The 12590-nt window shown below is 63.4% G+C and carries 10 protein-coding genes; 6 read left to right on the top strand and 4 right to left on the bottom strand.

Annotated features, from left to right (window positions below):
* Nucleotides 1-91: 91 nt before the first annotated feature.
* From DMC61_RS14535 to DMC61_RS14545, 3 genes are all read right to left on the bottom strand, one after another.
* Nucleotides 92-1156, bottom strand: coding sequence for a hypothetical protein (locus DMC61_RS14535; protein WP_125689707.1), 1065 nt, complete (start codon nucleotides 1154-1156; stop codon nucleotides 92-94).
* A complete protein-coding gene (locus DMC61_RS14540) occupies nucleotides 1146-1883 on the bottom strand; it encodes a type IV toxin-antitoxin system AbiEi family antitoxin (protein ID WP_125689708.1) in 738 nt (245 codons plus the stop codon). Before DMC61_RS14540 ends, DMC61_RS14535 begins: the two co-directional genes overlap by 11 nt.
* 1305 nt (nucleotides 1884-3188) lie before the next feature.
* A complete protein-coding gene (locus DMC61_RS14545; protein ID WP_125689709.1) occupies nucleotides 3189-3680 on the bottom strand; it encodes a hypothetical protein in 492 nt (163 codons plus the stop codon).
* Between the two features lie 436 nt (nucleotides 3681-4116).
* Between DMC61_RS14545 and DMC61_RS14550 the strand changes: the two genes are divergently transcribed.
* The 6 genes from DMC61_RS14550 to DMC61_RS14570 all read left to right on the top strand — a co-directional run bounded on the left by DMC61_RS14550 (nucleotide 4117) and on the right by DMC61_RS14570 (nucleotide 9165).
* Nucleotides 4117-5064: a hypothetical protein gene (locus DMC61_RS14550; RefSeq protein WP_125689710.1), complete on the top strand. Its 948-nt coding sequence runs from the start codon at nucleotides 4117-4119 to the stop codon at nucleotides 5062-5064.
* 145 nt (nucleotides 5065-5209) lie between these two features.
* Nucleotides 5210-5656, top strand: a complete 447-nt coding sequence (locus tag DMC61_RS14555) for a chromosome partitioning protein (RefSeq protein ID WP_125689711.1) — start codon at nucleotides 5210-5212, stop codon at nucleotides 5654-5656.
* The gene (locus DMC61_RS14560; protein WP_370456406.1) at nucleotides 5589-6677 is read left to right on the top strand and encodes a tetratricopeptide repeat protein; all 1089 of its coding nucleotides are present in this window, start codon (nucleotides 5589-5591) and stop codon (nucleotides 6675-6677) included. Before DMC61_RS14555 ends, DMC61_RS14560 begins: the two co-directional genes overlap by 68 nt.
* Before the next feature lie 153 nt (nucleotides 6678-6830).
* On the top strand, nucleotides 6831-7079 hold the full coding sequence (locus tag DMC61_RS41145) for a hypothetical protein (RefSeq protein WP_158634094.1): 249 nt from the start codon (nucleotides 6831-6833) through the stop codon (nucleotides 7077-7079).
* Nucleotides 7076-7630, top strand: coding sequence for an RNA polymerase sigma factor (locus DMC61_RS14565; RefSeq protein ID WP_158634095.1), 555 nt, complete (start codon nucleotides 7076-7078; stop codon nucleotides 7628-7630). The genes DMC61_RS41145 and DMC61_RS14565 overlap by 4 nt, the downstream gene beginning before the upstream one ends.
* On the top strand, nucleotides 7630-9165 hold the full coding sequence (locus DMC61_RS14570; RefSeq protein WP_125689714.1) for an EAL domain-containing protein: 1536 nt from the start codon (nucleotides 7630-7632) through the stop codon (nucleotides 9163-9165). The genes DMC61_RS14565 and DMC61_RS14570 overlap by 1 nt, the downstream gene beginning before the upstream one ends.
* A 356-nt stretch (nucleotides 9166-9521) precedes the next feature.
* On the opposite strand, the gene DMC61_RS14575 is transcribed toward DMC61_RS14570, so the two are convergent.
* Nucleotides 9522-11618 carry a tetratricopeptide repeat protein gene (locus tag DMC61_RS14575; protein ID WP_125689715.1) on the bottom strand — a complete coding sequence of 699 codons (2097 nt, stop codon included), beginning with the start codon at nucleotides 11616-11618 and terminating at the stop codon, nucleotides 9522-9524.
* Between the last annotated feature and the right edge of the window lie 972 nt (nucleotides 11619-12590).

Here is a 12590-nt window from a genome sequence, read left to right on the forward strand (position 1 = left end):
TGAGGGCGTCAGAGATTGACGCTAGAGGAGCTGCCCAGCTTTAGCGCGCTGGACGGCAGCTGACTTCTTCAGGATGACGACAATGCGTCGGTCAACCGCTGCGGTCTTGTGCAAGTCTGTGCAACGCCGCTTGAGCTAAGTCGGGGTCAGTGATTCTCTGCCACGCGGGGTGAGTTGGGGGCATCGCGTCCAAGGCAAGGCGCAAACGCTTGCGGTCTTTCGGGTTGCATGTTGCTCTCATGGCCCGATGAGCGGATGTGGCCAGGGCGATCTGCGCCAAGACGGCGATGTCGTCCCGGTGCCGGTCACGTTCGCGGGTGTCTGCTACCGCGGCGGCGGCTTTGGCGACGAGCGCGCCCAGTAGGTTCGGCCGACGTACGTAACTGTCCCTGCCGTCCACCCGCACAGGTATCCGTTCAGCCCTGATCAGTGCCTGATTGCCGCCGGCAGCCTGGACCCCTAAACGGCCCGTGGCGGTGGCCGGCTGCTTAGCCTGCCGGTCCATATGATCCGGGATCATGAGGTCAACGCAAGCATCGTCTCGCTGGTACCGGTATCCGTAGCCATCCCCTGTGTCAGCCTCGCTGAAGCCACGCTCACTGAGCAGCCGAGAGGCATCTCTGAGGGCGCTGCGTTGAACCCAGACGTCGAGTACCACGTCGGCATCTTCAGTAGGGCGGAACACGGCGACCTCGCACTGAGCACACCACAGAGCGACCATCTGCCCACCGACCAGGACCCACGGGGTGCTCAGGTGCTCGTCCAGGTCGAGAACGGCATGCCAGGCCATCACCTGCGGTGCAGGCATGTCCGGCATCTGCACCGGGGGCAGGTCGAGGGTGTTTATCACCGGCATCAGGCTGCGCGCGACCGTTTGCCAGGCAGTGGCCTCAGCCGTGGTCATCGACGGCGCGGCAGCCAGCAGGTCACTCAGCGCGGTGAGATGCGGTTCCTTGGCCGTGTGATCCATCGGTGCCATCCGCAGGCGCCGCGCCACGGTGTCGATAGCTGTCGGGCCGTCACACGGCTTCGAGGAAGCGACGGCAGGCGATGGTGCCATCGCTTCCTCATGCAGCCGGGTTATCTCTGCGATCGTGTGACCGGCATACGCTGCCAGCGCGGCCGCGAGCAGCTCGTGCGGCGACTCAGCTGGCAACCAGCTGCCCTTGTCGCTCTCGATGGCTGGACAGGACGTCCGTCAGGAGCGCTGCGCCCGCGCTGCGGCTGCGGGTGTCATCGCTGTCCAGCAGGTCAGCTGCGACTATCAGTCGCGGAGCGACCTGTACACCCTCGACGATCCTGGCTGTCCTGCAGTGCCAGTGCGTGTCCGCGGTGACCTCATGCACAGTCAGATTGCCCTGGGGATCAGCAAGCAGGAAGAACTCGTCGACCAGGCGTTTGGCCGTCGCTGTGCTGGCATAGATTTCCGCCTCGGCACTGTGTCCCAGCCCGGTCCCGTAGTGGCTGGCAGCACTGATCCCGCCGGCCACCACACCCTCGAACTTCAGCAGCTCAGCAATGTCATCCGGCGCGATCCTGTACCTGGTCGCCGTGGCACGGGACTGCATCCACCACCGGCACACCTGAGCGGCACCACCACTGGTCTGCCACCGCGCGCTCAGGCGTGAGCGTTCAGCCGAGGACAGCCAATCAGTGCCCAGGCCGTCGAAGAGCGCCGCGGATGTCCACGTCACCCGCGCAGACAAAGGCCGCCCTTTTACGCCCTTCGTCGCAGCGCGGCGACGCTCCACATCAGAGCTATCGACCAGCCACACCGATCCAACACGGCGCCCCGCCAACCGGCCCGAGTTGAGCAAGCTACGCACACGGCTGACATTCACTCCCAGCCGTTCAGCAGCCATTGTCACACTGACCTCGCTCACATACACAAGACTAGCGCAGTCGCTACCCTAGTGCTAGCCAGCTGACTCTCCCACCCCAACTTGCCGAACACCCCACGCCGAGATAGCCAGCACAAATATGCCCTGCACCAGGCGCTACTGCGGACACAGCCAGAAGCGGCGAGGGCTGCCTCACGAATGCGCCCCAGCGCTGCCCTAGGCCCGCTAACCACTCAGAGACACTGCCGCAGCCTGATCAGATCGCCCTTCACTAACACAGGACCCGTAAGCCACTTGAACCTGATCCGGCGTCGATCTGGGCAGCATCCACCGTCACAGCAGGCAGGTGATGGGTAAGCGCGGAGTCGAGCTATTCGGCCCGCTGCTACCACAACGGCGCCTCGAGACGCTCCATCAGCCCAGCAGGGCAGGCAACGACTAGGCCTCGCCTACCCTGCTGAGATCTTGAGGTAGCTAATCCCCGCAGTCCGCAACCGGACCGAAAGCCAGGCGCACACCAGCAAACCAAACGTCACATGCCGCGATGGCCACAGTGAGCGCCCTTGGGCCAGGTTCAGGCAACCCCGCCGTGAAGTGCGCACTGCATCTGACCAGCTGGCACCCTCGCACGGCACTGGGGGGTATGACGTGAATAGCTGATGGCACCCAGCGATCCGCCGGCAAGTGCCCGTCTGCGGCGCCCTGGTTCTTCAGCCCACTGTCACAACCAGGAGACGCCAGAAGCGGCATCTAGGCCGGAGAGGCTATCCCCGCAGGCAAGCTGTCAGTGCATTCAAGGTCCACACGGCGCAGGTACTCGTCGCCCGAAAGCTGACCAGCTCCGAACTGGGATGCCAGCTCGACAATCGATTCAACGTACATGTGATCCTCTCATTCCCCAGGGAGAGCTCACTCAATGTACAGCGGTGCTCGCCGCAGAGTCATCACCCTGCAGGCTGAGCAGTAGCTCAATGACTGCTGTAGTTAATGGTCAGGATCGCCACGACAGGATGTTCATCGCCGTCTGCGCCCTGATCGAACTTGTCATGGAACTGGAAGTCGACCCGTGCCATCGAGCTCAGTTCATAGTGAACCGTTCGCGACCACCCGTCACCTTGTGGCTTGCCTGCCTTCCCTCGCAGGAAGCAGGTCGACCCAATCGCCGGAGGCCGCCCAGGACTGTGGGCCAAGTGGTCCCAGAGTTGCTCGGCTTGTTGCAGGCCGACCCTGTCCACCATCTCGTTCCAGTGGTCGCGGTATCTGCGGTGCACGAGAACCCGGTATAGCGGTGCCTGCTCAGGTTTGCCACCAGGCCGCCGGGCTGGTTCCAACGGCTGGTAAGCACTGTCAGGGGGCATCCGGCGATGCCACCTCTGCCGGCTTCTCAGCCTCCACCAGGTCGCGCGCCTCGAGCCGACCGCGGAGCAGCACCTCGCGACGCAGTGGGTCCTCCAGCTGGGAGGCGGTGACGCGCCAGGCATGAATACATTCCTTCAGCGCGTTCACTGAACCGTCAGCGTGTGCGGCGATCAGGACCTCATGCAGTTCGACAAGAAACTCGTCGAGGTCATCGCGATCGAACACTCGCAGCCACGCCAGGTCACCCAGCTCGGCAACCGTAGGGCGATCACTGCGTCTGAGCAGAGACTCGAGCCGCAGATGAGCGGAACTCCAGCGGGAGAGTTCTTTCAGTACGTCCAGATCACCTTCCGGGAGCATGACCAGCCCGGTGCCATCTTTGTCACGCACTCGCGCACCACCAGCGCGAGCAGCTTCCAGCACAAGCAATCGTTTATTGGCCAGGTCGCTGGCCTGGAAGATCTCATCGGGTCCAGTCATAGTCGCATCACCTGAAATTATCGTACTCATCATCGTAGCTGTCGACAAGCCAGGATCTTAGGTATGATTGTAACAAGACGTACTCGGAGGTGCCGGTGGACGACCCGTTCGACGCACGCAAGGTCATGTTCAGTGACCGCGAGCACCCCCTCGCGAACCGGCGGACCGTCAGCCTCATCACCGCGCTACGCGTCGCATTGCTGCGCGAAGGGGTGTCCACCAGTCCCGAGGCTCATGATCAAGCCACCTACCTTCGGCAGATCACCCACGAGCTCACCAACCGGGGAATGGACGGGGCTACCATCGTCCGCTACGGCCTAGGACCGGAGATAGCTGCCGCAGTCGTCGGCCAGGCCATGCCGTACTGGCTACCCACACTCCGAGTACTGCCCGGACCAGCCAGCGAGCACGATCCCGATCCAGAACCTGCGCCGCCGTGGCCCACCCGCAGACATGGGAAGATGTGCTGGGCCCGCTGCTTGAGGCGGAGAATGGCCTGACACCCAACCTCGACGTTTCTCAGGCAAACATCAAGAAGGTCGTCGGCGCCATCATGAACGCGGTATACCCGTGGACGCTGTCAGCTCCACTCGACGACCTGCTCGCACTCAAACCACCGTCCATCGAGCAGTTGCAGGCCGCCCGACTGGAGCCACGCCCCGAGACAGCGGTGCTCGAGCAGTACCGATGGATCATCAACCGGTTCGCCGAGACCCATCTCACCGACTGGAGCACCACCTCCCTGCATCACGAGCACAGGTGGCGCTCCGGAAACTGCGCGGCCCCCTGCCCGGAAGCGCTGATGACCGACCGCGACGTCGTCGATCACGAACTCAACGCCGAGATCGCGCGGCGTGCCGTGAACGCCGAATCGTCACGAGAGCCAGCCGGCGGGCCTACGGGTCTCAACCGCACCATGCTCGCCAAGCTTGGCATGAGCGCCCTCGACCTGCTTCGCATCGGCCGCACAAGCGAAGCAGCCGCCTTATTCGCCTTCGCCTTGCACGGATCACCCGACGACGCCGAACTTCTCAACAACCTGGGCTTCTGCCTGATCCCCGACGACCCGCGCAGTGCATTGAACAAGCTCGAGGAAGCCGCGCGACGAAACTACGAACACGGAGCCATCAACCTCTACAACCGCGCCCTGTGCAAAATGCTCCTCGGCGACCTCAAAGCCTGCCTCGACATGATCAGCGCGGCATGGCCACTGGGAGAAGGGAAACGGGCCTCATTGTGGCGCCCTGGCCCGCACGGGCTGAAGCTACATGAAACCGTTGACACGCAACACGAACTCGCCCGTCTCGCGCATCGTGCAGCAAGCGCGCTCGGCGACGAGGACGCGACCGAGCACTGGGCGAGCATCATCCAGCGCCAGCCATAACACCGTGGCGCAGAAATGTACGCCACACCAGGGAACGTCAGCTGTGCACAGGACTGCACTCGTCACGGCAGAACCCGCAAACGTTCGACGCAGTCGAGCCATAGTCAGGAACAAGCAGGACATCTGCTCCGGAGAGGAGCCAAGTATGGGTTTGGAAGTAGTCGTTGGGTTCCTGATCGCGTGGGCGGTCGGGAAAGCACGGCGGGCAGGCCAGCAATTGGACGGGGTTGCCGATCAAGTCGTGGACGCGTCCGCGGCGCGGTTACGGGATGTGGTGTTGCGTAAGCTCGGCGCGGATTCCGCCTTCGAGCGGCTGCGATTGGAAGCTGGCCAGCCAGAAGGAGTCAGCGAACGAACGACTCAGCGGGTGACGTTGGCCTTGGAGGATGCAGCCGAGCAGGACGCCGACTTCGCCACAGATTTGAAAGCAGCGCTCGCGGAAGCGGAGAGGAGCGGCGCGATCGCCAGTGTCGGCGGAACCGTGGTCAGCGGGCCAGTGACGGCGAGCGGGCACGGTATCGCAATTGGCTCGGTCGGCGGCAACGCGAACGTATGGCAGCCGCCGGGCCCTCACAATCCGGAGCGGGCCTAGAGCACCCCGCGGCCGGAACCACCGCAGCTCTTCCCCACCCCACCCAGGTACGTACCGCGCACGGCGGTATTGCGGTGGGTGGTGTCAGCGGGGATTTCATCGTTCAGCAGGCAATCACGAGCGGCGCCGCAGCGGTTGTCAGCACACTCGCCGGCAGTACAAGGGATGCGCGAGACCTGTTCGTCGGCCGAGTCGCACAGGTCCAGAACCTGCCGAAGCTGCCCGCGCCAGCCAACTCCGATTCCTCGATTCGCCTGAGCTCTGGACTGCAGCACTGCTAGGCCTCGGAACCGTGTTCCTGCAAGCAGGACGGTTTGATGACGGCATTTCTGCCTTGACCCATGTGGTCACCACCTACCGCTCATTTGGTGTACGAGTCAACGAGGTCATGGCGTTGAACAACCTTGGCCACGCGTTAATTTCCATGAGGCGCTTCGACGACGCCATCATCACCCTTCAGAACGCTGTCACCATCTTCCGCGAGATCGGCGACCGGAACGGCGAAGGCGACGCACTGATCAATCTCGGCGCCGCGCTTAGGGAAGCAGGGCGATTCGACGACGCCATCACCGACCTAAAGCACGTTGTCGCCATTCACCGCGACGCCGGCGACCGAAACAACGAAGGCAAGGCATTGACGAGCCTGGGAGTCGCACTACAGATGGCGGGCCGACTACACGACAGCGCAGGCTCTCATCGGGAAGCGATAGCCATCCACCGTGAAACCGGCGACCGGGCAAACGAAGCCTTGGCCTTGAACGGACTCGGACTAACCCTCGCCACAGCGCAGCGACTCGATGAGGCCATCGCCACCTTGCAAGAATCCGTCGCGATCCAGAGCGACATTGGCAATCGGGTCGGCGAAGGCGGCGCGCTGAACAACCTCGCCGCCACATTCGAGGCTGCAGGCCGGTTAGAAGCCGCGAAAGCTGCCGCACAGCGTGCCCTAGCTGCGTTTCATGACGTTGGCGACGCCCACTGGGCGAACGAAGTCAAGGACTGGCTGGACGCGCTCACTTGACACGACAAACTGGCGTGGACCGCGCGTTACAGCAGGAACCCGAACCCTCCCCGATCAGGTGAACTGATGTCCCGGTCTGAGGAGAACTGGAGTGAAGCCAGTAGAGCGGGCACATCGGGTGCCCGTGTATGGACAAGATCGGGAGCCATTCCGGTGTACTACCTGGTCACTGCGTTCGCCGCGGCCCTGACAGCGTCGACACTGTCAGGCAACCTGGGTCGCGGCGTTCTGTCGGGCCTCGGCCGCGCGTGCCTGAGAACTGTTTCGCGGCTGCTCTGCCTGCGAATGGTCGTCCAGGCCATCGAGGCCACAGATAGTCTGGACATGGATTGCCACATTTACTCGGCCGATATCGAGATCCGGGTCCGCAAGCGACGGTCGGACAGGGTTCCGCCGGCGTGAGCAATGATGGCCCGCTTCCTCGTCCCCACTCCCCTGACGACGTCATCGCCTACACCGCGATCGTGCGTGAACATCGCGCACGGCTCGTCGCGCTCGTCCGCTCGATCATCCCCGACGGTGACTACGAATCCGCCGCCAGCGAAGCGCTTCTCACCCTGTTCCGGCACTGGCCAACGATCACAGCAGATCGCGTCGCCTGGGTCACCACCGTAGCGAAGCACAACGCGCTGACCCAGCGCCGTAGACAACGAGAGCACGCCGCGACCGCTGACGACGACGACATACCCTTATGGTCGACCGCGCCGGCATCCGCCGATCAACGGCTCGACCTGCAGAACGCACTCGAGTTACTTCCCCGCCTGCCCAAGCAGGAGCAGATCGCCCTCGTCCTCTCCGCGGCCGGGCAGGACACCGCCGCAATCGCTGCCCAACTCGGAGTCAAAGCCGACACTGTCCGCAAATACCGGGCTCGCGCGCAACGACGGATGCGGACCTGGGGTGGTTATCCGCATCCCACACCACCGTCTCCCGGTCAGGGAAATGAGGCCTGATGTCATCCACCCACCAACCTCGGCGCAGCCGGAACGATCCCGTACTGCTTCTCGGCCAAGCCTTCACCGCTCCACCGAACCCGCGCGAAGTACACGTCATTCAGGCCACCACACGGGAACTCGACTACCTCGCCTACCAGGCGACCCCGCCCCCGATCGGCAGCGGGCTCACGTCCCGTTTCCTCGCGAGCCTGGCGATGGGTGCGTCACTCGCCGCCTCACGCGAAGCACATGGGGCGTTGGTCGCTATCCGGCTCCACGACCGTGGCGACCTGGTCGACGCCGCTGAAGAACCCGAACTCACACTCACAGCGACCGCCACTCGCCGCGTGACCACTGCTCTCGGTGACCTCTGGGATGTCACGCTCACTTCTGAGGGCCCCGACCTGCTCGCCGTCCTGCTGCCTCGCCACCCGAACCCTGACCTCGCCGTCACGCTCACCAGCCTGTCCGAGCAGCTCGCGGCACCGATCCCGGTTCCCGGGTGGCTCATCGAACTTGAAGCCGGCATCGGCGTGACACCGCTGGATCCCATCTCCACGCCCGCCCAGCTCATCGCGCAAGCCCGCCGCGGGCTTCCCGATCGCGTTCACCTCCGCCGCACGCCCATCGACGAACTGCCCCCCGAACCCGACAAGACGTCACCGCTGACGCTCCTGCCTCACGCCTGGGACGCCGCAGACGACGGCCGTCTCAACGTCAGCTACCAGGTCATCTCGCAAACCGATTCCCCCGGTGTCGTCGGAGTACAAGCCGTCCCAGGCTGGATAGACGACGATGGCGCACACCGAACCCTCGCCGACCTGGGCGACCTCGCCAGCGTCACCGGGCTCGCGCACCTCATGATCGAGAACACCGTCGCCGATACCTGCACCGCGCTAGCGAGCTGGACCGCGCAACTCCGCGCTACGACACCCTTCGCACACGTCAACCTGCCCGCCCCGCTCGTGCGCAGCCAACGTTTCTGCAGCCACCTGCACGACCTCATCGACAACAGCGGCATCGCAAGCCTGCTCCTGCTCGGCATCCCCGCCGCTGCCCTCAGCCAAATCCCTGACATCGACAAGCGGCTTGCCCAGCTCGCCAACAGCGGCGCCCAACTCGCGCTGAGCCTCTGCGCCGTTGAAGACACGCCGGCCGACGCACTGACCCGCGCCTCGTGGTCTCTGGTGACTCTTCCCAAACCCGCCTTCGAGCTACTTCGCAACCGGCACTACGACACAGCGAGCCACACCGCTCTCAAACTTCTCCTGCACGCCGCCCGCAAACTCGACATCCCAGTCCTCGCCGAAGAGACCGACCTCGCCGACACACGCATCATCCTCGGCACCGCCATGTTCACCCCCACCAACCGCGTCCCGCCCAAGCACGCCCACCAGATCGCCGACGAACCAACCTGGACAGCACCTCCATCAGCACAACTGCTCACTGTGACTGACCCGCCACCACACAGCCCCGCTACCGACTACTTCCCGCTGCCACGAGACACCGCGGGACACGCACGAACCAGTACTGGCTGGGGACCGAGCCGGTGATAACCGAACGATACGTGTGGCGCGACACCGCACCGACCAACAGCCCTTATCCCACGCGGTTCAGGGCCGTCCTTCCTAGGCAAGCCGAGGAAGGACGGGCTCAGCCAGAGCCCTTCACCCCTGCCCCCTGCAGGATGCGTTGGTGATCGAATTGTCTTCTGCAACCGCCCGGAGCAAGCGGCGTTACCGAGTTCTCTCAGCTCTCAGCAGCGTGCTTCCCGGTTGCTTCACATCGACTTCGAGGTCGGCGCGCACGCCCACCAGCGTGCACCGGACCATGTCAGCTACAGCCTCTGTCCACGCGTGGACATGTTGAGTCGATCAGCTTGCCATTGCGGCGCAGTGAGCGCCGCAGATCAGCTGTGCCGAGCAGCAACTCTCCTAAGGTTCGACCGGATTACCGCAGTGACCCGGTGACGAGGGCCCAAAACACGGTCGGCATCGTTCAGAGTTTCCCTGAAGAAGCGTAGTGCCCGTTCAACGTCTCCGGCTTTCTCGTAGGCACCGGCGACGTTGTTTCGGGACATCAAAGTGTCAGGGTGGTCAGCACCCAGGTTCTCCTCACGGTCGGCAGCTACTTCTAAGCTCATGGAGATAGCGAGATCGTGCTTGCCAAGCGACAGGTAGACCTGTGCGAGGTTGTCTTTCGAAACCAGAGTGGCCGGGTGCTTAGGACTCAGTATCCGTTGGCGGGCGGCCAAGACTTCCAGATTCAATGAGAGTGCGCGCCTGTAGTGGCGGGCCGACGCGTGGGCACCAGCAAGATTACTGCGGTAAGTAAGGAGGTCAGGATGGTCGACGTCCAGCTTACGTTCGGCCCTCTGGAGGACCTCTTCGTACAGGCGGATGGCGCCTTCGTAGTTACGCATCAACATGTAGAGGTAGGCGAGGCTGCTGAGAGTGATCAGGATTTCGGGGTCGTCAGGGTCAAGGACCTCCTTGGCAGCGTCTAGATTCACCTTGGCGAGACGAATTGCCCGCGGGAGATCACCAGCCTCCGCATAGGCGTTGGCGAGGTTTTGGCGGGACGTCAGGATATCGGGATCCTTGTATTCCAGTATCCGTATGCGAGCGTCAAGGTTGGCTTCGAGCAGGGGAATGGCGTGTTTGAGATCACCTGCCGACAGGTAGGCGTGCCCCAGGTGGTCTTGCGCGGACAGAGTGTCTGGGTGGTCGGCTCCAAGAAGCCGAAGTCGACCCGCGACGGCACGAGTGAACAGTGTGACGGCACGGGTGTTGTCACCGTGTTCATCGAGGAAGTGGCCGAGCCGGTCGGCGAGAGCGCAAATTTGTTCCGTGTCGGATGTGTCGGCGGTGCGGTCAAACAGTGCCCACGCATGCGGCAGGACCATCGTGAACGCCGGCCAATTGGTGGGCAGATAATAGTCCGCGTCCCGGACCGCTGCCGTGAGTGCAGTGACGGCGTCATGGTGGGCTTGTTCGATGTCGACGGCTTGCCGGTGGCGGTCCTCGGGGTCTGGGGTGCGTGAAACTGCTTGGACAAGGCGGTGGACTGTGATCGACGTCGCGTCGAGGCTGATCATGCTGTAGGCGGCGAGCCTGCCCAGCGCCCGATGCTGGTCCGGCTCTGATGCGCCGGAACCCAGAAGCTGACGGGGAATACCGGATGAGGCGTACCAGGCAAACTGTCGCAACAACTTGCCCGCCAGCGGAGTGTCGCTGAGTTTGTCGAGCGTCAGGTGCCAGACGCGGGCTACAGCACGTCGTTCATCGCTGCCTTCCGACGTGGCCGCAAACATCTGCGCCGGGTATTTCGTCAGCAGGTCTAGATAGACAGCCGGGGTGATGCGGCTCTGTGCAAGGTAGGCGCTGGCTTGCTCGATGGCCAGAGGCAGCCAACCTAACTCTTCGCATAGTTGGCGGGCTCCGGTCAACGTTGCGTCTGCCCAGTGCGTCCTGACGAGGTGTGACAGGAGGGCTTCGGCATCGTCTTCGGCAAGGACTTTGAGGTGTACCGTGCCGAGCCCGCGCCACCCGCTGCTCTGTCGTGAAGTGATCACGACCGTGCCAGCTTGTATCCGGTCCAACAATATCGCCGCGTCGTCCAGCGCTGTCAGGTTGTCCAGTATCACCAGCCAACTCTTGTGCGCGGCCAGCCACCGCAGGCCAAGTTCGGACCGTTGGTCAGGCGGCAGCGCCACCGTCTCGGGAGCCAAAACGGCGGCCAGGTCGGCCAAGCCACTCTCGAGCGCCGCTCGGGAGTCTGCGTTCATCCACCAGACCAGCTCGAAGCGATCACGATGCAGGTGGGCAAAATGAACGGCTAATGCGGTCTTCCCGACACCGCCGAGCCCGTGGATCGCTGCCACCGCTGTCCGGACCGAAGTGCATAGAGCGGCGTCCAGCTGGTCAAGTTCGCTTAGTCGGCCCACGAAGAATTTCGAACCTGCCGGAATATTTACCAGCCCCGGCGGCACCGGAACCCGTTCCATCGCAGGCACACCCGGCCCACTGATGTTGAGGTCACCCTGCACCAAACCTACCGCTGTTCCACCGCGGGCTGTGACGTCTCCCCGGAAGAATACAGGTACTGCTGGAGCCTGCGCCTGCGCCGACGCGGCATGGCCTATTGCCGCGTCGGCTTTGGAGGGTCCGACGGACCCTCCACGTACTCGATGTGCACCCCCGTAGCCGACCCGGCCCCCGAACCACCACTCACGTTGCCGTGAAAGTTCACACCGCCGCCGACACCGGGCTGCACTACGGTTGGAGGTGCCTGCTGGTTGGTAGCAATCCGTCTGCGCTCCTGTCGTCGCGGCAACACCAGTGCGGCAACCGCCACTGCCATGCCTAAGATCCCGGCGATCCAGCTCGACGCCTCAAGGGCTGGCCTGGCGGGATGCTGCGGATCGTTCAGCACCGCGGGTACGCCAAACCGCAGTACGGCCCACACCGCAGCACCGACGATCACGACACCGCCAGCTATCTTCCAGACACCACTTCGCTTGACCGTCACATAGACCCCTAATCCCGCGAAGCACAAGCATCCAGTGCGTACCGCTACGTCACACCGGTCTCACCAAGAGGTTGAAGACCGTGCCACTCGCGCGGCCGCATGGTCACTCAGTCATTGCGGGTGATTCATCCACGTTAGTAACTCGTTCAGCTTGGTAACACGTCAGGGAGCGACTATATGCCGCGTCACCGAACATTCCAGCCACGAGTTCCGATTAGCGCCCTTGTTGACGTGCCCGCCGGCCGGGAAGTTTGTTATGAACCAACATGGATCGCCAGAAGCCGGCGCATCCCAGGGACTAGCGTGCGCGAGAACCGGGAGCCTATGTGATCAACTGCCCCACAACGATACTATGCAGGGTCTACCCGGCCAAGATGAAGGCGACGCTGCGGTTGAGCGCAACAACTCCGCGCCACATGTACGCGCGATCTTGAAGTGCGCAGCAGAA

It is taken from the genome of Amycolatopsis sp. WAC 04169, assembly GCF_003947535.1.
In the GTDB taxonomy this organism is placed as follows: domain Bacteria; phylum Actinomycetota; class Actinomycetes; order Mycobacteriales; family Pseudonocardiaceae; genus Amycolatopsis; species Amycolatopsis keratiniphila.